Origin of the sequence: Rhizobium sp. TRM96647, assembly GCF_025780115.1 — a bacterium.
In the GTDB taxonomy this organism is placed as follows: Bacteria; Pseudomonadota; Alphaproteobacteria; order Rhizobiales; family Rhizobiaceae; genus Mycoplana.
In genome coordinates this window covers 119,446-139,085 of the sequence record NZ_JAOXHF010000003.1, presented here as the reverse complement: position 1 = coordinate 139,085, position 19,640 = coordinate 119,446, and the positions used below count along the sequence as shown (strand labels likewise).

Genomic DNA, 19,640 nt, shown 5'->3' with positions numbered 1-19,640 from the left:
AAAACCGCCATATGCGTCAACGATGATCGGAGAAAAGGTCCGGGGGCGTTCGGTTTGCCTTGGCAAGGCGACGCCACGACCCTATGTTAGGCGTGAATGAGACGGCGCAACCCCTGTAGCCGAGAAAGTGCCCGGAAAACTGATGAACCCAAACTTCCGCAATGTCGCCCTGTGGGCCATCATAGCGCTGCTGCTGATCGCTCTTTTCAGCATGTTCCAGACGAGCCCGGCCCAGACCGGTTCGCGGGACATTCCCTATTCGCAGTTCCTGAAAGAGGTGGACGGCAGCCGGGTCAAGGAAGTCGTGATCACGGGCAACAAGATCGTCGGCAGCTATGTGGAGACCGGGACGACGTTCCAGACCTATGCGCCCTCGATCGACGATGCGCTGACGGAGCGGCTGGAAGCCAAGAACGTCGTCATCAACGCCCGCCCGGAGACGGACGGCTCCAACAGCTTCCTCAGCTACGTCGGCACGCTCTTGCCGATGCTCCTGATCCTCGGCGTCTGGCTCTTCTTCATGCGCCAGATGCAGGGCGGATCGCGCGGCGCCATGGGCTTCGGCAAGTCCAAGGCCAAGCTTCTGACCGAGGCGCACGGTCGCGTCACGTTCGCCGACGTTGCCGGCGTGGACGAAGCCAAGCAGGACCTGGAGGAGATCGTCGAGTTCCTGCGTGATCCGCAGAAGTTCCAGCGCCTCGGCGGCCGCATTCCGCGCGGCGTGCTGCTCGTCGGTCCTCCGGGAACGGGCAAGACGCTGCTCGCCCGCTCGGTCGCCGGCGAGGCGAACGTGCCCTTCTTCACCATTTCCGGTTCCGACTTCGTCGAAATGTTCGTCGGCGTCGGTGCCTCGCGCGTCCGCGACATGTTCGAGCAGGCGAAGAAGAACGCACCCTGCATCATCTTCATCGACGAAATCGACGCCGTCGGCCGCCATCGCGGCGCCGGTCTCGGCGGCGGCAATGACGAGCGCGAGCAGACGCTGAACCAGTTGCTGGTCGAGATGGACGGCTTCGAGGCGAACGAGGGCATCATCCTGATCGCCGCCACCAACCGTCCCGACGTTCTGGACCCTGCGCTCCTGCGTCCGGGCCGCTTCGACCGCCAGGTCGTGGTGCCGAACCCTGATATCGTCGGCCGCGAGCGCATCCTCAAGGTGCATGTCCGCAACGTGCCGCTGGCGCCGAACGTCGACCTCAAGGTGCTGGCCCGCGGTACGCCCGGCTTCTCCGGTGCCGACCTGATGAACCTCGTCAACGAGGCTGCCCTGATGGCGGCGCGGCGCAACAAGCGCCTCGTCACCATGCAGGAGTTCGAGGACGCCAAGGACAAGATCATGATGGGCGCGGAACGCCGCTCGTCCGCGATGACCGAGGCCGAGAAGAAGCTGACGGCCTATCACGAGGCGGGCCACGCGATCCTGGCGCTGAACGTGCCGATGGCCGATCCGCTGCACAAGGCGACGATCATCCCGCGCGGCCGTGCGCTCGGCATGGTCATGCAGCTTCCCGAAGGCGACCGCTATTCGATGAGCTACAAGTGGATGGTCTCCCGCCTCGCCATCATGATGGGCGGCCGCGTCGCCGAGGAGATCACCTTCGGCAAGGAGAACATCACCTCGGGTGCTTCGTCCGACATCGAGCAGGCGACCAAGCTTGCGCGCGCGATGGTCACCCAGTGGGGCTTCTCCGACCAGCTCGGCCAGGTCGCCTATGGCGAGAACCAGCAGGAGGTCTTCCTCGGCCATTCCGTCGCGCAGTCGAAGAACGTTTCCGAATCGACCGCCCAGAAGATCGACAACGAGATCCGCCGGCTGATCGACGAGGCCTATTCCGAGGCCAAGCGCATCATCACCGAGAAGCATCACGAGTTTGTGGCGCTGGCCGAGGGCCTGCTCGAATACGAGACGCTGACTGGCGACGAGATCAAGGCGCTGATCCGCGGCGAGAAGCCGGCCCGCGATCTCGGCGACGACAGCCCGCCGCATCGGGGCTCCGCCGTGCCGAAGGCAGGGCAGAAGAAGGGCGGAGAGGCGGAAGGCGGTCTCGAGCCGCAGCCGCAATAGCCGGGTCTTCCTAGAAAATCGACAGGGCCGGCCGTTCTCGCGGCCGGCCTTTTTCGTTCGCCACGGTAACGGGCTGTAACGGGAGAGAACCGAATTTCAGATGCTCTCCGTTCCGTTCTATGGCAAAGAGGGCACAGAAGCGGACGGGCGATGCGGCAGCGACACAGGACAGTGTCCGCCGGCACCTAAGTCCGATCCAACGATTTCAGGAGCGCAGATGAAGCGTCGCTATTTCGGCACCGACGGTATCCGGGGCCAGTCCAACGTCTTTCCCATGACGCCCGACCTCGCCATGCGGGTGGGCATCGCGGTCGGTACCATCTTCCGCCGCGGCACCCATCGCAACCGCGTGGTCATCGGCAAGGATACGCGGCTTTCCGGCTACATGCTGGAGAACGCCATGGTCGCGGGCTTCACCGCCGCCGGCGTGGACGCCTTCGTCCTCGGCCCGATCCCGACGCCGGCTGTCGCCATGCTGACGCGCTCGCTGCGCGCCGATATCGGCGTGATGATCTCGGCCTCCCACAACCCCTTCCAGGACAACGGCATCAAGCTGTTCGGGCCGGACGGCTACAAGCTTTCCGACGAGCTCGAGGCGCAGATCGAGGCGATGCTGGACGACGACATCGTGCCGCAGCTCGCCAAGGCCGGTGAGATCGGCCGGGCCAAGCGCATCGACGGCGTGCACGATCGCTATATCGAGCATGCCAAGCGTACGCTGCCGCGCGACGTGACGCTGCATGGCCTGAGGGTCGTGGTCGACTGCGCCAACGGGGCGGCCTATCGCGTGGCGCCCGCGGCGCTGTGGGAGCTCGGCGCCGACGTGGTGACGATCGGGGCGGACCCGAACGGCACCAACATCAACCTCGAATGCGGCTCGACCCACCCCGAGGCGCTGAAGCGCAAGGTCGACGAGGTGCGGGCCGATATCGGCATCGCGCTCGACGGCGACGCTGACCGGGTGCAGATCGTCGACGAGAACGGCCGGCTGATCGACGGCGACCAACTGATGGCGGTGATCGCCGAGACCTGGGCGGCCGATGGCATGCTAAAGGGCGGCGGTCTTGTCGCCACCGTCATGTCCAATCTCGGGCTGGAGCGGTTCCTGAAGAGCAAGAAGCTCGGGCTGGAGCGCACCCAGGTCGGCGACCGTTATGTCGTCGAGCACATGCGCCAGCACGATTTCAACGTCGGCGGCGAACAGTCGGGGCACATCGTGCTGTCGGATTTCGGCACCACCGGCGACGGCCTCGTCGCGGCCCTGCAGGTGCTTGCCTGCGTCAAGCGCAGCGGCCGCCCGGTCAGCGAGATCTGCCACCGCTTCGAGCCGGTGCCGCAGGTGCTGAAGAACGTGCGCTACTCGGGCGGCAAGCCGCTGGAGGATACGCAGGTGATCGCCGCGATCGCCGAGGCCGAGAACGCGCTCGCCAAGAGCGGGCGGCTTTTGATCCGGCCCTCGGGCACCGAGCCGCTGATCCGCGTCATGGCGGAAGGCGACGACCATGCGATGGTCGAGCGGATCGTCGACGAGCTGGTGGGGGTCATCGGTTCAGTCCGCCACGCCGCCTGAACCGGCGGGGCATTTCAAGTTTCAGTGGGGCATGCTGGCAGGCCGGGGCGCATCGTGTGAGCGAAATCTCACGCCATGCGCCCCGGTCTTTTTCACGCCCTGGCCGGCGCAAAGCTTACCCGGAGGTTAACAACCAGAGTTAAGTGTCGTAGTTAATTACAACTTAACCTTTGCACTCCATTATCCCTCCCAAATCGATGAACGTCGGTGCCGCGGACCCCGCTGCCCCGCGCACAGGTCCATGGAGTCGGGGCATGATGAAGTATCTTGGTAGCGCCGTAGCAGCTCTGGTCGTGAGCTCATCCGCCTTTGCGGCGGACGCCTTTCAACCGGAGCCGGTGCAGCCGATGCCCGTCGAGGCGGTCGCGCTGTCGACCGGCGGCTGGTACCTGCGCGGCGACGTCGGCTACGGCTGGACCCACATGCGCGGCGCCAGCTACTACCAGGGCGGCCCCGACGGCACCAAGACGGACTTCGACGATACCGATCTCGACGGCGGCGTCGTCCTCGGCGGCGGCGTCGGCTACCAGTGGAACGACTATTTCCGCACCGACGTGACGCTTGACTACCTTTTCGACGGCGACTTCAACGGCTCGACTAGCGGCAGCTGCGGCGTGTCCGACAACTGCGTCTCTTCCGACCGGGCCTCGTGGTCGGCGCTCAGCCTGCTCGCCAACGCTTATGTCGATCTCGGCACCTATTACGGCGTAACGCCTTATGTCGGCGCCGGTATCGGTGCCACCCGGGTCAACTGGGGCAAGCTGCACAACACCTCTTGCTCCGTCGACGATCCCGGCAATTGCGACGACACCGTCTCCCACAGCGGCAAGGACAGCTGGCGCTTCACCTATGCGCTGATGGCCGGCGCCTCGGTCGACCTGACCTGCAACTGGAAGGCCGATGCCGGCTACCGTTTCCGCCAGATCGCCGGCGGCGACATGTTCGGCTATGCGATGAATGGCGGACCGGGCGAAGACGACGGCTTCTTCGTCCACGAGGCCCGCGTCGGCCTGCGCTACAGCTTCAACAATTGCGAAGTGCCCTACGTGCCGCCGGCAGAGCCGATCGTCTACAAGTAAGATACTGCCTGTTTTTAGGCCAAAAGCCGTCCGGTGTCCGCCGGGCGGCTTTTCCGTTTTCGTGCTTTCGAAGCTGGCCGAACGGCACGCCGGCGTGGTTAACAAACATACTTAACCGGCCCTTAACCTCTCCCTGAAATACTGGCTTCCAGTTAACCGGCCGCCATCGTGGCCGTTGTTTCGGGGGCGAGACATGATCGTGCGAAAGACAATTCTCGGTGCCGCCATCTTCGCCGGCCTTTTGGCGGGCACGGCGCTTGCCGGCGGCGAGATCTACCCGGTGGTCGAAGCGCCGGAGGTCGACATGTCGACGGTCGCGGTCGCGCAGGGTTGGTACATCCGCGGCGACATCGGCTATGCCGCCTCGATCAAGGGCGGCGACATCGACTACAACTATATCGGCGAGGGCGGTGCGGACGAGAGCCGCGAGCAGTTCGACGACGCGCGCTTCTCCAAGCCGTTCTCCTACGGCTTCGGCATGGGTTACCAGTTCAACAACTTCCTGCGCACCGATCTCACGACCGACTTCTTCAATTCGAGTTTCGACGCGGATTCGTCGATCGGCCGGGCCTGCCCGGGCGAAAACGCCGGGACGGGGTGCGACTTCACCCATGACAGCGGCTACAACGCCATCAGCGTCATGGCCAACGGCTATGTCGACCTCGGCACCTATGCGGGCTTCACGCCCTATATCGGCGCAGGCGTCGGGGCGACGAACGTCCAGTGGGACGACCTGAAGACGCGCGCGACCTGTGTCGACGGCACCAGCGTCTGCGGCAGCACCTCGCAGGGCGATCCGGTCCGCAGTCCCGGCGAGGAAAGCTGGCGCTTCACCTATGCGCTGATGGCCGGCGCCTCCTACGACCTGACCAACCGCGTGAAGCTCGACGTGGGCTACCGCTACTCCGACATCGACGGCGGCAAGATGTTCGGCTACAGCGACGCCGAAAAGGCGCTCGGCGCTTCCGGCACCAAGGCCAGCGACGACGGCTTCCAGCGCCACGAGATCCGCGCCGGTATCCGCGTCACCACCTGGTAGGACCGGGAACGGCGGAAGAGGCTTGAAGCTGTGCGCCTGTTTCTTTGGCGCAAAGCCAGTGTCACCGTCTTGCCGGCTCAAGGCCGGCATCCAGTTGCGCAAGTCCTTGCGCGATAAAGCACTTTCCGCGCCGCGGACGCGCCGCCGCTGGACACCGGCTCGGGGGCCGGTGTGACGGGGAAGTGTAGTTGCGACCATCAACGCCAGCCACTCGCTCGCCAGAACGCCGTGTGCAAACTGCGCCGCAACCATCCCCGATGCGCCGGAAATTTTTCCCGACGCGACATATTCGGCTTGACTTGGTTCGGCTCCTCTCATATTTCCGGCGGCGGGACACCCTTCCCCAACGAAGGGCTTTCTATCTGGAAGGATAGCCATCATGACGAAGACCGTCACCGCGCCGGACGTGCGTCCGAACAATACCCATTTCTCTTCTGGCCCCTGCTCGAAGCGCCCCGGTTGGTCGCTCGAAGCCCTCGCCGATGCCTCGCTCGGTCGCTCGCACCGCGCCAAGGTCGGCAAGGCCAAGCTCAAGCAGGCCATCGATCTCACCCGCGAAATTTTGGAAGTGCCGGCCGACTATCGCATCGGCATCGTGCCCGCTTCCGACACCGGTGCCGTCGAGATGGCGCTGTGGTCGCTGCTCGGCGAGCGCCCGGTCGACATGGTCGCCTGGGAGAGCTTCGGCGCCGGCTGGGTCACCGACGTCGTCAAGCAGCTGAAGCTCAAGGACGCCCGCAAGATCGAGGCGCCTTACGGTGAGCTGCCGGACCTTTCCGCCATCGATTTCGACCACGACGTGGTCTTCACCTGGAACGGCACCACCTCCGGCGTGCGCGTCCCGAACGCCGATTTCATCCCGGCCGATCGCAAGGGCCTGACGATCTGCGACGCCACCTCGGCGGCATTCGCGCAGAACCTCGATTTTTCCAAGCTCGACGTCGTCACCTTCTCCTGGCAGAAGGTGCTGGGCGGCGAGGGTGCGCACGGGGTCATCATCCTCAGCCCGCGCGCTGTCGAGCGGCTTCTGTCCTACCAGCCGGCCTGGCCGCTGCCGAAGATCTTCCGCATGACCTCGGGCGGCAAGCTGATCGAGGGCATCTTCACCGGCGAGACGATCAACACGCCCTCGATGCTCTGCGTCGAGGACTATATCGACGCGCTTCTGTGGGCGAAGTCGGTCGGTGGCCTGAAGGGCCTGATGGCGCGGGCCGATGCCAACGCCAAGGTGATCTTCGACTTCGTCGAGAAGAACGACTGGATCGCCAACCTCGCCAAGGTCGCAGAGACCCGTTCCAACACCTCCGTCTGCCTGACGATCGCAGACAGGGACGTGCTGGCGCTCGACGCCGACGCCCAGGCCGCCTTTGCCAAGGGTGTCGTGGCGCTGCTGGAGAAGGAAGGCGTCGCCTATGACATCGGCGCCTATCGCGACGCGCCGTCCGGCCTTCGCATCTGGGCCGGTGCCACCATCGACACCGCCGACATGCAGGCGCTGATGCCGTGGCTGACCTGGGCCTTCGAGACCCAGAAGGCGACGCTTTCCAAGGCTGCGGCCTGATCCCTTGCGTGACTTGCCTCGCCGCCATCCCGGCGGGGCCGTAACCCGCATTCCCGTTCAGATTTGATCTTCCCAAGGAGGCCTAAAATGGCACCTCGCGTACTCGTATCCGACGAACTGTCGGAAACCGCCGTCCAGATCTTCCGCGACCGCGGCGTTGATGTCGATTTCCAGCCGCAGCTCGGCAAGGACAAGGAAAAGCTCGCCGAGATCATCGGCAACTATGACGGCCTCGCCATCCGCTCCGCCACCAAGGCGACGGAAAAGCTGATCGCGGCGGCGACCAACCTCAAGGTGATCGGCCGCGCCGGCATCGGCGTCGACAATGTCGACATCCCGGCCGCATCGCGCCGCGGCATCATCGTCATGAACACGCCGTTCGGCAACTCGATCACCACCGCCGAGCATGCGATCGCGCTGATGTTCGCCGTCGCCCGCCAGCTTCCCGCCGCCGACAGCTCCACCCAGGCCGGCAAGTGGGAGAAGTCGAAGTTCATGGGCGTCGAGATCACCGGCAAGACGCTCGGCGTCATCGGCGCCGGCAATATCGGCGGCATCGTCTGCAAGAAGGCGATCGGGCTCGGCATGCATGTGCTCGCCTACGATCCGTTCCTGTCGAAGGAGCGCGCCGAGGAGATGGGCGTGACCAAGGTCGAGCTCGATGAACTTTTGGCGCAGGCCGATTTCATCACCCTGCACGTGCCGATGACCGACAAGACCCGCGGCATCCTCAATGCTGCGGCCCTCGCCAAGACCAAGAAGGGCGTGCGGATCATCAACTGCGCCCGCGGCGGTCTCGTCGACGAGAAGGCCTTAGCGGATGCCCTGAAGTCCGGCCATGTCGCCGGCGCCGGCTTCGACGTGTTCGAGGTCGAGCCCGCCACCGAAAGCCCGCTGTTCGGCCTGCCGAACGTCGTCTGCACGCCGCATCTCGGCGCGTCCACGACGGAAGCGCAGGAGAACGTCGCCCTGCAGGTGGCCGAGCAGATGTCGGATTACCTGTTCAAGGGTGCCGTCTCCAACGCGATCAACATGCCCTCGATCACTGCCGAGGAAGCGCCGATCCTGAAGCCCTTCATCCGGCTTGCGGACGTGCTCGGCGCCTTCGTCGGTCAGGTCACCGAAAGCGCGATCAAGGAGATCGAGATCCTCTATGACGGCCAGACGGCGACGATGAACACCAAGGCGCTGACGAGCGCTGTGCTCGCCGGCCTGATCCGTCCGCAGGTGGCCGACGTCAACATGGTCTCCGCCCCGATCATGATCAAGGAGAAGGGCATCATCCTCTCCGAGGTCAAGCGCGACAAGTCGGGCGTCTTCGACGGCTACATCAAGCTGACGGTCAAGACCGCCAACCAGACGCGCTCGGTCGCCGGCACCGTGTTCTCCGACGGCAAGCCGCGCTTCATCCAGATCAAGGGCATCAACCTCGACGCCGATGTCGGCAATCACATGGTCTACATCACCAACACCGACGTTCCCGGCATGATCGGCTTCATCGGGACGACGCTCGGTGCGGCAAACGTCAACATCGCCAACTTCCAGCTCGGTCGCGAGAAGGAAGCCGGCGACGCGATCGCGCTGCTCTATGTCGACGGCCCGGTCTCCGAGGAAGTTCTCGACAAGCTGCGCGCCAACGCGGCGATCCGCCAGGCCAAGCCGCTGGTGTTCAACGTCGACTGATTTCGTCTCCTCCCAGGACGAGCAAGGAGGCCCGCGCCGGAGCGATCCGGGGCGGGCCTTTTTTGCGTTGAAGAAGCGCGGGGAAGGGATGTCTGGTTAAGGCCGAGGCCAACTTGTGCGTCGCCGGTTGCTGAAATGCGACGGCGACAGTGATTCGTTTCGAGCGGCCCCTCATCCGCCTGCCGGCACCTTCTCCCCGCGAGCGGGGAGAAGGGCGGGTGCCGCGACGTTTCCGTTGATCTCCGGCATGGCGCATAGCACGTCCCCTCGCCCCGCTTGCGGGGAGAGGGTTAGGGTGAGGGGCAACAGTAGAGGGCGATGGTGGGGATCCAGCGAAGCCGCGGTGCCCCGCACGATCGGCATATACCGGCCGCCGCGAGGTCGCGTCCGGCGTTACACCGCGTCCGCGCCGACCGCCTTCAACGCCGCGCGACCGACCTCGAAGTCCTGGTCGCCGGTGCCGGAGCCGACGCCGATGGCGCCGGCGAGCTTGCCTGCGAAGCGGACCGGCAGGCCGCCGGGAAGGTGGGTGACGCCGCCCTGCGAGGCGATGCCGGCGGCGACGCCGAACTCCGCGGGCATGGCGCCGGTGGCGTTGTTGATCGAGGCGGCGGTGCGGGCCTTCGCGCGGGCGGTGTGCATGCTGAGATATTTGGCGCCGTCCATGCGGATGCTGGCGATCGTCTCGCCGCTGGCATCGACGACGAAGACGCACTGCGGCACGCCCATCTGCTCGGCATGGGCCACGGCTGCGGCAAGCAGGTCCATGGCGCCCTTGTGGCTGAGGGTGATCGTTTCGCGGTAGCTGGTCATGTCTGTCTCCTGTGTTTCGCGTCACGATAGCGTGGCAGGAGAGGCAAAGGCAGCCGGTGCGGTGCGAAAATGACTTTTGCCGCAGGGGAGAAAATCAGCCGGTGCAGACGTTCGGGGGAGGCGCCCGGCAGGCCGGGCAGGGGCCTTAGGGAAGCGTCTCCGCGCCGGCCGTCGCCGGCGCGGAGAAATCGCATCGTCATGCGGTCGGGACAGGTTCCCTGATCTTGCCGCCGATCGAGAACGACAGGATGGCGGAGATCAGCATCAGGCCGCCGACGATGTACATCGGCATCTCGAACAGCCCCGTCGCATCGCGGACCGCGCCGGTGATGTAGGGGGCGGCGAAGCCGGCGAGGTTGCCGATCGTGTTGATCAGCGCGATGCCGGCGGCAGCACCCGCACCCGACAGGAAGCGGCCGGGGATCGACCAGAAGTTCGGGAGCGCCGAGAAGATCGAGCATGCCGTGACGGTGATGACGGCGATCGTCGCCTCGGGCGAGTTCATCGACAGCGCCAGCGGAATGCTGAGCGCGCCGACCAGCGCCGGGATGCCGATGTGCCAGACGCGGACGCCGCGCTTGCTGGCGTCGCGGCTCCAGAAGAACAGTGCGATGGCGGCCGGCAGGTAGGGGATCGCCGTGATCAGGCCCTTGTCGAACACGTCGAACTTGGTGCCGAATTTTTCCTCGAAGCCGGCGATGATCGTCGGCAGGAAGAAGGCGAGCGCATAGAGGCCATAGATCAGGCCGAAATAGATCGCCGACAGCAGCCAGACGCGGCCGTCCTTGAGCGCGGCGCCGGTCATGCGGCCGTGACCGCCGCCTGCCTTGACCTTGTCTTCCTTCGCCAGTTCACCGTTCAGCCAGTCCTTCTCGTCCAGGGTCAGCCACCTGGCGTCGTTCGGCCGGTCAGGCAGGTAGAACCAGGTGGCGATGCCGACCAGGATGGCGGGAACGGAGACGCCGAAGAACATGATCCGCCAGCCTTCGAGGCCGAAGGCACCGTGGGCTTGGATGAGGGCCGAGGCGATCGGCGCGCCGATGACGGTGGTCAACGGCTGGGCGAGGTAGAACAGCGCCAGGATCTTGGCGCGGTGGCGCGAGGGGACCCACATGCTGAGGAACAGGATCGCGCCCGGGAAGAAGCCAGCCTCGGCGATGCCGAGCAGGAAGCGCAGGATGTAGAGTTCGGTGGCGCTGCTCACCCAGGTGAACAGCAGCGACACGATGCCCCAACTGACCATGATGCGGGCCAGCCACTTGCGCGCGCCGAACTTGTGCAGGGCGAGGTTGCTCGGGATTTCGAGCACGATGTAGCCGAAGAAGAAGATGCCGGCGGCAAAGCCAAACTGCGCGGCCGTGAGCCCGAGGTCTTGCGTCATCCCGTTCGGGCCGGCAAACGAGATCGCCGTGCGGTCGAGGAAATTGATGAAGAACATCAAGGCGATGAAGGGTACGAGCCGCCACGAGATCTTGCTGATGGCGGATTGCTCCACCTGATCGGCCTGGGCGACTGGATTTGTTGCGTGCAAGGCGTCCTCCCCTGTGCTGTTACAATGTTCCGCTCACCACGACAGACGATGAAACGGAATCCGAGCCCGCACGGACGGGCAGTCCGGTGGATCGAACTTTGCGTTGCAGGCTACAGCGATGAGTTGTCTAAAACTCACTCTGGTCGCCCCTTGCGATGTCCGGAAGAATACGCACTCCACCCGGCCCTGCCTGCCCGGCAGCTCCTCGGCCGATAATATTGGCCGCTGGACAAACTCCGCAATCGATTTATTGTCCGCAACGTTGTGACTTCAGATCACAGCGAATGCGAAGTCTGGAGACAGGAAAGTGAGCCAGCCCCTGCCGTCGTTGACGGCGCTCAAGGCCTTCGAGGCGACCGTGCGCCACAGGAGCATGACGCTTGCGGCCGAGGAGCTTTTCGTCACGCACGGGGCGGTGAGCCGGCATATCAAGGGGCTCGAGACGCTGCTGGGCGTGCTGCTCCTGAACCGGAACGCCAAGTCGACCGATCCGACGCCCGAGGGGATCCAGCTTGCCGAGGGGCTGGGCACGGCGTTCCGCCTGATCCAGACCAGCATCGAGCGGGTCAAGCCGCGGCCGCTGACGCTGTCGTGCTCGTCGTCGATCATGATGCGCTGGATCATCCCGCACATCTCGCAGTTCCATGAGCTTCATCCGGAGATCGAGCTGCAGTTCAACATGAACTACGACCGGATCGACTTCATGCGCGACAAGATCAGCGTGGCGATCCGCAGCAGCACGATCGCGCCGCCGCCGGATGCGCTGATGCGCGATCTTGCGGCGGAGTGGATCGGGCCGGTCTGCTCGCCCGCCTATCTCTCGGCCAATCCCGTCGGCGCGCCGGCCGATCTGGCGGAGGCGGCGCTGCTTGCGACCAACACGCGGCCGGAGGCCTGGCAGGACTGGATCGCGGCCTCGGGCGTTCCGCTGAAGGCGGCGCCGACCCGCGGCAGCTTCGATCATTTCTACCTGCTGATCCAGGCGGCGGGGTTCGGGCTCGGCTTTGCCGTCGTTCCCAAGATGCTGGTCCTCGACGACCTCGCCTCGGGAAGGCTTGTGGCGCCCTTCGGTTTTGCCAAGGGGCCGCGGCGGCTGGTGCTGTGGATCTCGCCGCACGTAGCGACCCGGCCGGATACGCTGGCGCTCGAGCGCTGGCTCACCGAGACGATCCCGGCGAGCCTGGAGCGGGCCGATGCCGGCCGGTCGTGAGGTCGATCGCCGGAGTGAACCGGAGTGGCGCTCAGACCGGCTTCGGCCGGCCCCATTCCGCAATCGCGATGCCGCAGATGACGAGGCCGATCGCGACGAAGTGGAACGGCTGGAAGGTTTCGCCGACCAGCACGATCGACAGGAGCATGCCGAAGACGGGGATGGCGTTGATGAAGAGGCCGGCGCGGTTCGGGCCGATCAGTTCGACGCCGCGCACCCACAACACCTGCGACATCAGCGAGGGGAAGATCGCCGCATAGAGAACGATGGCCCAGCCGGTGGCATCGGGCAGGATCGCCCGCCCGGCGGATGCCTCCCACCACAGGAGCGGCAGCGAGCTGACCAGCGCGCCGATGGCGGGGGCGGCGATGAAGCTCTGCCAGTGCATCACAGGCTTCCAGCGCAGGGAGACGGTATAGGCCGCATAGACGAGACAGGCCAGCAGCATCAGCATGTCGCCGAAGTTGAACTCGAGTTCCAGCAGCGAGGTCAGGTCGCCATGCGCCGAGGTCACCAGCACGCCCAGCAGCGTCACGCTGAAGCCCACGAGCTGGGCGGGCGAGGCGGGTGTGCGGAACAGGGCGAAGTTCATCAGGAAGATCAGCATCGGGATGCCGGCCTGCTCGAGCACCACATTGATGACGCTGGTATAGCCTACAGCGGTATAGAGCAGGGCGTTGAACAGGGTGAAGCCGGCGGCGCCATAGAGAAAGAGGAGCAGCCAATGGGCCTTGATCTGCGCCCAGTCGCGCCTGATCTGCGGGGTCATGAAGGCGAGGACGATGGCAACCGCGATCAGCCAGCGCAGCGTCGTCAGCATCATCGGGCTGACATGGCCGATGGCGAGCTTGCCGGCGACCGAATTGCCGCCCCAGAAGAACGTGGTCACGCAGAGATAGAAATAGGCCTTCCGGTTCACTGCCGTCATCGGGGATCCCTCGTTCCCCGCTTCGATAGGGGCGAGCGGAGAAATAGGGGCTATTTGCCGATTCCGCCATGCAAAAAGCAGGTTGCACCGGTACAACAGGGTCGCTTTCACGAAAACTACACAGTATAGATGCGCGGGTTTTCAGAGTGCGCGCCCGAAAAGCGCGCAAGAAGCAGGATTGAACGAAATGACCAATGTCGTGGTGATCGGGTCCCAATGGGGTGACGAAGGCAAGGGCAAGATTGTCGACTGGCTCTCGGAGCGCGCCGACGTCGTGGTCCGCTTTCAGGGCGGTCACAATGCCGGTCATACGCTGGTGATCGACGGGACCAGCTACAAGCTGTCGCTGCTGCCCTCGGGCGTCGTCCGCCCGGGCAAGATGGCCGTGATCGGCAATGGCGTCGTCGTCGATCCGCATGCGCTCTGCGCCGAGATCGACCGGCTCGCGGCACAGGGTGTCAAGGTCACCCCGGAGAACCTGCGCATTGCCGACAACGCCACGCTGATCCTGTCGCTGCACCGCGAGCTCGACGGCATTCGCGAGGATGCGGCGGGCAAGTCCAACGGCGGCGTGAAGATCGGCACGACGCGGCGCGGCATCGGGCCTGCCTACGAGGACAAGGTCGGCCGCCGCGCGATCCGCGTCATGGACCTCGCCGACCTGGAGACGCTGTCGGCCAAGGTCGACCGGCTTCTGACGCACCACAATGCGCTGCGCCGCGGGCTCGGCGAGGCTGAGGTCAGCCACGAGGCGATCATGCTGGAACTGACGTCGGTCGCCGATCGCGTGCTGCCGTTCCGCGACACCGTCTGGCTGATGCTCGACAAGGAGCGCCGCCGCGGCGCCCGCATCCTGTTCGAGGGCGCGCAGGGCTCTCTGCTCGACATCGACCACGGCACCTATCCCTTCGTCACCTCGTCCAACACGGTCGCGGGCCAGGCAGCCGCGGGTTCGGGCATGGGCCCGGGTGCGCTCGGCTATGTGCTGGGCATCACCAAGGCCTATACGACCCGCGTCGGCGAGGGGCCGTTCCCGACCGAACTCAACGACGAGATCGGCCAGTTCCTCGGCGAGCGCGGCCACGAATTCGGCACGGTGACGGGCCGCAAGCGCCGCTGCGGCTGGTTCGACGCGGCACTCGTGCGCCAGTCGGTGGCCACGAACGGCATCACCGGGATCGCGCTCACCAAGCTCGACGTCCTTGACGGGCTGGACGAGCTGAAGATCTGCGTCGGCTACACGCTCGACGGCGAGGAGATCGACCACCTGCCGGCGAGCCAGGGCCAGCAGGCGCGGGTCGTGGCCAAGTACATCACCCTGGAAGGATGGAAGGAATCGACCGTCGGCGCGCGCAAGTGGGCGGATCTGCCGGCGCAGGCGATCAAGTATGTCCGCCAGGTCGAAGAGCTGATCGGCGCGCCGGTGGCGCTGCTTTCCACGAGCCCGGAACGCGACGACACCATACTTGTGACCGACCCCTTCGAGGACTAAGATTCGATTTGACACTGTTCCGGACTGGATTCGCGACCACGAAAGGCCGGAGATCACGAGAAAGTTCTTATGGCGGATTTTGTAGCAGTCATTCGTAGGGCCGTTGATGGCCTCACGGACAATTCCCCGGACATGCGGGTCAAGGTCTACGAGAAGGCTCGCGGCGCCGTCCGCAGGCAGCTCGAGGCGATGAATCCGCGCCCGTCGGACGACCTCGTCCAGCGCCAGCTCGACAAGCTCGAGGCCGCGATTTCGGCGGTCGAGGGCGAGCATGCCGAAGCGCTGCCGGCAGAGGAGCCGCTGGCCGAGGACCTGCTGGTCGAGGAACCGATCGAGGCTGCGGCACCCGTTCACGAGCCGGAGCCAGAACCTGAGCCCGAACCTGCGCCGCAGGAGACGACCCCGGAGCCGCCGGTCGAGGAGCCCGTCGCCGAGGAGCCTGTTGCCGAAGAGCCTGCGGTCGCGCAGCCGGCAGACGAGCCCGGCTTCGTGCACGAGGCGCACGAGCCGATCACGGCGGAATCCGACTATTACCGGGACGAAGCCGAGCCTGCCCCCCCGTCGGTCGAGCCCGAGGTGGATCCCGAGCATGCGTGGTCGCCGCAGCAGGTGGAGGCCGAGCCTTCGCCGGTATCGGCTTCGAGCGACGAGAGCGTCCATCCTGACGCTGCCGACGAGCCGGTTTTGGACGACAATCCCCCTTATATCGGCCTGGAGCCGGTCGACGATCCCGCCTATGACCACACGGCCTTCGTCGAGCACGCCCAGCCGCCGGCGCCCGGGGACGAAAGCGCCTGGCAGCCGGAGCACATGGATGGAGCCGTCCCTGCGCCGGTCGAGGCCTCGCTCGGCATGCCGGCCACGTCGCCCGAGTGGGAATGGTCGGACGCAGAGATACCGCCCGAGCCGAAGGACGGTCTCCAGGTCGAGACCGACCTCGGCGAGCCGACGCAGGCTGCAACGCCCGACGTTTCCGCCGAGCTTTCCCCGGAATGGACATGGCCGGAGGATGCCCGCTCGCCGGCGCCGGAGGCAGAGCCGACCCATGATCAGAAGAAGCCCGCAGACAGCGCCTGGGGCGATCTGGAGGACCTGATCGGCTATCAGCCGAAGGCCGATGAAGCGGCCGAGCCCGCGCCGCAGCCGGCCGACGAGGGCGTCGCCGCGACCGATCCGGCGCCCGCCGCCGTACGCAGCGGCCAGCGGTCGTTCCGGGCGGAGCCGCGCAAGCGTCGCATCAGCGCCGGCAGGATCGCCGCCGTCGTCGCCGCCCTTGCCGTGATCGGGGGTGCTGGTGCCGCCTACTGGCTGAACAAGGACGCAGTCGACGGGATGGTCGCCGACCTGACCGCGCCGGCCGCGCCCGCGCCGGGGGCTGCGACCCCTGCCGGGGATAATGCCGACAATGCCGCGACCGGCGAGAACGGCCAGGCTGCGACGCCGGAGACGGAGGTCGCATCCGCGGACGCCGGCAACACCAAGTTTACCCAGCGCCTGCTGCCCGACGGCACCGAGGCCGACGACGGGCCGGCGCCGGTCGTGGGCCAGGCCGCGAACGAGGAGGGCAAGTCGGTTGCCGAGCAGTCGACCGAGGTCGCCTCCACGGATCCGGTGAGTGCGCCAAGCGCCGGCGGGACGAGCGACGGGGCGGCCACGCCCGGCACGTCGCCGGGGGAGGTTGCTCAGGAAACGGGAGGCGCCGCCGGCACGACGCCGCCGGCCGCCGGTACGCCTGCGACGGCACCGGGGGCCACCGCCGAGCAGGCGCCGATCGGCGTCACGCAGAAGATGTTCATCTATGAGGAGCGTCTCGGCCAGTCGGCGCCGACCGCGATCGACGGCACCGTCGTCTGGTCGCAGGACGAGGACAGTCCGGGCGGTGACGCCAAGGCGGAGCCGGTCATCCGCGCGCAGTTGAACGCGCCTTCGAACGGCCTGACCGCGCAGGTGACGATCCGCCGCAACGCCGACCGCTCGCTGCCGGCGAGCCATCTGGTGGAAATCGTCTTCGCCCTGCCGCCGACCTTCGAGGGCGGCAACATCGACAGTGTGCAGCGCGTGGCGATGAAGCGGACGGAGCAGGACCGCGGCGATCCGCTGATCGCCGTGCCGGCGAAGATCACCGAAGACTTCCACATGATCGCGCTCAACGATTTCCCGGACGCGATCACGCGGAACACCGAGCTGCTCAAGACGCGCGACTGGATCGACATTCCGATCACCTATCGCAACGGCCGGCGCGCGCTGATCACGCTGGAAAAGGGCGCCTCGGGCGCGGAAGTGTTCAACAACGTGATGAACGCCTGGGCCGCGCTCGGACCGGCGGCCGACAGCCAGTAACGCAGGCTTCCGGCATGCATGAAGAAAAGGCCTCGCACGGCGTGCGGGGCCTTCGGCTTGTTGGCGGCCCGTTCATGCCGGGATCGCCCCTTCGTCCGTCGTCCCGCCCTTGGATGCCTTGCCCGAAGAACGGACGTTCTGACGGAGGAGAGGTGTCATCCCCCAGAACGGATCGGCCCGCCCGATGCGGGATCGGGCGGGCCGGAAATCATGTGGTGTCGGTCGCGAGGCCTTGTCAGGCCTGCTCGATCACCCGGACGGCGTTGGCCTGCTCGGCGGCGAGCTTGACCACGGCTTCCTGCACCTTCTCGAAGGCGCGGACCTCGATCTGGCGGACGCGTTCGCGGCTGATGTCGAACTCGGTGGAGAGCTCTTCCAGCGTGACCGGATCCTCGGACAGTCGCCGGGCCTCGAAGATGCGCCGTTCGCGGTCGTTCAGGACGCCCATGGCGCGCGACAGCATAGCGCGGCGGGTATCCAGCTCGTCCTGCTCGATCAGCGTCTCTTCCTGGCTGTCGCGATCGTCGACGAGCCAGTCCTGCCACTGGCCGGAATCGCCTTCGCTGGCCTTGATCGGCGCGTTCAGCGAGGCGTCGCCGGACAGGCGCCGGTTCATCGACACGACTTCCTCTTCGGACACCTTCAACTTGGTGGCGATCTCGGCCACCTGGTCGGGTCGCAGGTCGCCGTCCTCGATGGCCTGGATCTTGCCCTTCATGCGGCGGAGGTTGAAGAACAGCCGCTTCTGGTTTGCGGTCGTGCCCATCTTCACCAGCGACCAGGAGCGCAGGATATATTCCTGGATCGAGGCCTTGATCCACCACATCGCATAGGTGGCCAGCCGGAAGCCGCGCTCGGGGTCGAACTTCTTGACGGCCTGCATCAGGCCGACATTGCCCTCGGAGATGACTTCGCCGATCGGCAGGCCGTAGCCCCGATAGCCCATGGCGATCTTGGCCACGAGGCGCAGATGGCTCGTCACCAGCTGGTGCGCGGCGCCGCGGTCGTCATGTTCCTGGTAGCGCTTGGCAAGCATGTACTCCTGCTGCGGCTCAAGCATGGGAAACTTGCGGATTTCGTCGAGATATCGATTGAGACCGCCTTCTCCGGCGGTAATAGACGGCAATGTATTGCGGGCCATAGAGCACCCCTTTCCGATCTTAGTCGGCTCCCTCTGAGGATCTTGCGAAGCCTGCTGAAAGGCAAGCCGAAATGGCGCGGGCCTTCTCCGACCCCGCACCAACCCAAGTAGCAGATAAGTGCGGCGAAAGGGTGATTCAAGGCATCACGAAGGCGTTACAACATTACAAATGCGTAATGAAAGAACAGGTCCGATCAGCGATAGACGCGTTCGGAAAGACCGCGCATGCCGGCATGCACCATCAGTTCATAGACCATGCGCCGACCCATCGGATTGTGCAGTCGCACAGTCCTGGACCCGAGGAACTGGGTATCGAGGTGGCGGAAGGCGGCAAGGTCCGGGGCCTCGCTGATCGCACGGTAGTAGAAGTCGTGATAATCCCGGCGGCAGACATAGGTCTTGTACTTGGTCATGCAGAAGGCGGTAAACGTGTCCTTCCGCTCGCGCAGGAAATCGGCGACGCCCACCGTCACCTCCGGCCAGGCGGGGTTGAAGGTGTCGTCGAAGGCGATGATGCCGTGTGCCTCGAGCGTGTCGGTCGCAAGGGCCGTGTCGGAGACGACGTGTTCCAGCATATGGCCGCCGTCGATGCTGAAGAAGCGCGTCCGGCCGATCCTGTCGGTGATGTCGGACGGCCTGAGCCCGGTGCTGTCGCCCCTGATGATCAGGTCCTCGTCGACCGCGAGCCCCAGGCGCCTGCCGTAATCGAGGAAGCGCTGGTACTGCGTCGGTGCGCGGGCGCCATCCCCGCCGAGGTCGAAGAGGTCGATGGCGAGGATCCTGCCGGCGTCGCCGACGATCTTCTTCATCAGGTAATAGGAGCGGCCGTAGAACACGCCGATCTCGGCGATGCCGCCGCCCATGGCGGCCTTCGTCTGCGCCTGCAGCAGGGAGAGAAAGACGAGCGCGTCGGGCGGGTCGATATAACCTTCGACCGTCTGCAGATCGTTGAAAATGAATTTGCGGAGTTGCGCGTTCATTTCTTGCCGGGCACCCGTATCCGTTGCAGCGTTCAGGCGCCGACGACAAGCTCTCTATGAAATGTCGTCAAGAAGGTGCTCGAGAACACCTCTCATCCTGATTCCGACCATTGTATTTCGCAGCGCAAAAAGATCGACAAATAAAGCAAAAGTTTGTCTCTCTTCTTGGTTGCCGAATGCAACTGCAATCCTGAATAGGCATGTTCTT

At 65.4% G+C, this 19,640-nt stretch carries 14 protein-coding genes; 9 read left to right on the top strand and 5 right to left on the bottom strand.

The window, feature by feature from the left end; all coding sequences use genetic code 11:
* Nucleotides 1-142 precede the first annotated feature (142 nt).
* The 6 genes from ftsH to serA all read left to right on the top strand — a co-directional run bounded on the left by ftsH (nucleotide 143) and on the right by serA (nucleotide 8,997).
* Nucleotides 143-2,065: an ATP-dependent zinc metalloprotease FtsH gene (ftsH, locus tag OCK02_RS06495; RefSeq protein ID WP_230806982.1), complete on the top strand. Its 1,923-nt coding sequence runs from the start codon at nucleotides 143-145 to the stop codon at nucleotides 2,063-2,065.
* 217 nt (nucleotides 2,066-2,282) lie between these two features.
* Nucleotides 2,283-3,635, top strand: coding sequence for a phosphoglucosamine mutase (glmM, locus tag OCK02_RS06490; RefSeq protein WP_230806983.1), 1,353 nt, complete (start codon nucleotides 2,283-2,285; stop codon nucleotides 3,633-3,635).
* 254 nt (nucleotides 3,636-3,889) lie between these two features.
* Nucleotides 3,890-4,714 carry an outer membrane protein gene (locus tag OCK02_RS06485; RefSeq protein WP_230806984.1) on the top strand — a complete coding sequence of 275 codons (825 nt, stop codon included), beginning with the start codon at nucleotides 3,890-3,892 and terminating at the stop codon, nucleotides 4,712-4,714.
* 193 nt (nucleotides 4,715-4,907) lie between these two features.
* Nucleotides 4,908-5,753 (top strand): outer membrane protein, encoded by an 846-nt coding sequence (locus OCK02_RS06480; RefSeq protein WP_263812322.1) that lies wholly within the window; start codon nucleotides 4,908-4,910, stop codon nucleotides 5,751-5,753.
* Nucleotides 5,754-6,132: 379 nt separating this feature from the next.
* On the top strand, nucleotides 6,133-7,314 hold the full coding sequence (locus OCK02_RS06475) for a phosphoserine transaminase (RefSeq protein ID WP_263812321.1): 1,182 nt from the start codon (nucleotides 6,133-6,135) through the stop codon (nucleotides 7,312-7,314).
* A gap of 87 nt (nucleotides 7,315-7,401) precedes the next feature.
* Complete coding sequence (gene serA, locus OCK02_RS06470; RefSeq protein WP_263812320.1) at nucleotides 7,402-8,997, top strand: phosphoglycerate dehydrogenase; 1,596 nt, start codon at nucleotides 7,402-7,404, stop codon at nucleotides 8,995-8,997.
* 393 nt (nucleotides 8,998-9,390) lie between these two features.
* On the opposite strand, the gene OCK02_RS06465 is transcribed toward serA, so the two are convergent.
* Together OCK02_RS06465 and OCK02_RS06460 are read right to left on the bottom strand one after the other, a co-directional pair.
* Complete coding sequence (locus OCK02_RS06465) at nucleotides 9,391-9,810, bottom strand: GlcG/HbpS family heme-binding protein (protein ID WP_263812319.1); 420 nt, start codon at nucleotides 9,808-9,810, stop codon at nucleotides 9,391-9,393.
* A gap of 196 nt (nucleotides 9,811-10,006) precedes the next feature.
* On the bottom strand, nucleotides 10,007-11,341 hold the full coding sequence (locus OCK02_RS06460; protein ID WP_263812318.1) for an MFS transporter: 1,335 nt from the start codon (nucleotides 11,339-11,341) through the stop codon (nucleotides 10,007-10,009).
* Nucleotides 11,342-11,648: 307 nt separating this feature from the next.
* On the opposite strand from OCK02_RS06460, the gene OCK02_RS06455 reads away from it, so the two are divergent.
* Complete coding sequence (locus tag OCK02_RS06455; protein WP_263812317.1) at nucleotides 11,649-12,551, top strand: LysR substrate-binding domain-containing protein; 903 nt, start codon at nucleotides 11,649-11,651, stop codon at nucleotides 12,549-12,551.
* A 31-nt stretch (nucleotides 12,552-12,582) separates the two neighbouring features.
* On the opposite strand, the gene OCK02_RS06450 is transcribed toward OCK02_RS06455, so the two are convergent.
* The gene (locus OCK02_RS06450) at nucleotides 12,583-13,470 is read right to left on the bottom strand and encodes a DMT family transporter (RefSeq protein ID WP_263812666.1); all 888 of its coding nucleotides are present in this window, start codon (nucleotides 13,468-13,470) and stop codon (nucleotides 12,583-12,585) included.
* A gap of 196 nt (nucleotides 13,471-13,666) precedes the next feature.
* Here OCK02_RS06450 and OCK02_RS06445 point away from each other — a divergent pair, with 196 nt between their 5' ends.
* Both OCK02_RS06445 and OCK02_RS06440 read left to right on the top strand, forming a co-directional pair.
* Entirely contained in the window at nucleotides 13,667-14,971 is a 1,305-nt protein-coding gene (locus OCK02_RS06445) for an adenylosuccinate synthase (RefSeq protein WP_263812316.1), read from the top strand.
* Nucleotides 14,972-15,103: 132 nt separating this feature from the next.
* Nucleotides 15,104-17,311, top strand: a complete 2,208-nt coding sequence (locus tag OCK02_RS06440) for a hypothetical protein (RefSeq protein WP_318530121.1) — start codon at nucleotides 15,104-15,106, stop codon at nucleotides 17,309-17,311.
* A gap of 235 nt (nucleotides 17,312-17,546) precedes the next feature.
* Here the strand turns inward: OCK02_RS06440 and rpoH are convergent, their stop codons facing one another.
* Nucleotides 17,547-18,452, bottom strand: a complete 906-nt coding sequence (rpoH, locus tag OCK02_RS06435) for an RNA polymerase sigma factor RpoH (protein ID WP_263812314.1) — start codon at nucleotides 18,450-18,452, stop codon at nucleotides 17,547-17,549.
* A 194-nt stretch (nucleotides 18,453-18,646) separates the two neighbouring features.
* On the bottom strand, nucleotides 18,647-19,432 hold the full coding sequence (locus tag OCK02_RS06430; protein WP_263812313.1) for a class I SAM-dependent methyltransferase: 786 nt from the start codon (nucleotides 19,430-19,432) through the stop codon (nucleotides 18,647-18,649).
* Nucleotides 19,433-19,640: the final 208 nt, after the last annotated feature.

Bases quoted from the DNA above. Each gene is read 5' to 3' on its own strand.
- ftsH (WP_230806982.1), top strand. From the start codon at position 143: ATGAACCCAAACTTCCGCAATGTCGCCCTGTGGGCCATCATAGCGCTG.
- glmM (WP_230806983.1), top strand. From the start codon at position 2,283: ATGAAGCGTCGCTATTTCGGCACCGACGGTATCCGGGGCCAGTCCAAC.
- OCK02_RS06485 (WP_230806984.1), top strand. From the start codon at position 3,890: ATGATGAAGTATCTTGGTAGCGCCGTAGCAGCTCTGGTCGTGAGCTCA.
- OCK02_RS06480 (WP_263812322.1), top strand. From the start codon at position 4,908: ATGATCGTGCGAAAGACAATTCTCGGTGCCGCCATCTTCGCCGGCCTT.
- OCK02_RS06475 (WP_263812321.1), top strand. From the start codon at position 6,133: ATGACGAAGACCGTCACCGCGCCGGACGTGCGTCCGAACAATACCCAT.
- serA (WP_263812320.1), top strand. From the start codon at position 7,402: ATGGCACCTCGCGTACTCGTATCCGACGAACTGTCGGAAACCGCCGTC.
- OCK02_RS06465 (WP_263812319.1), bottom strand. From the start codon at position 9,810: ATGACCAGCTACCGCGAAACGATCACCCTCAGCCACAAGGGCGCCATG.
- OCK02_RS06445 (WP_263812316.1), top strand. From the start codon at position 13,667: ATGACCAATGTCGTGGTGATCGGGTCCCAATGGGGTGACGAAGGCAAG.
- OCK02_RS06440 (WP_318530121.1), top strand. From the start codon at position 15,104: ATGCGGGTCAAGGTCTACGAGAAGGCTCGCGGCGCCGTCCGCAGGCAG.
- rpoH (WP_263812314.1), bottom strand. From the start codon at position 18,452: ATGGCCCGCAATACATTGCCGTCTATTACCGCCGGAGAAGGCGGTCTC.
- OCK02_RS06430 (WP_263812313.1), bottom strand. From the start codon at position 19,432: ATGAACGCGCAACTCCGCAAATTCATTTTCAACGATCTGCAGACGGTC.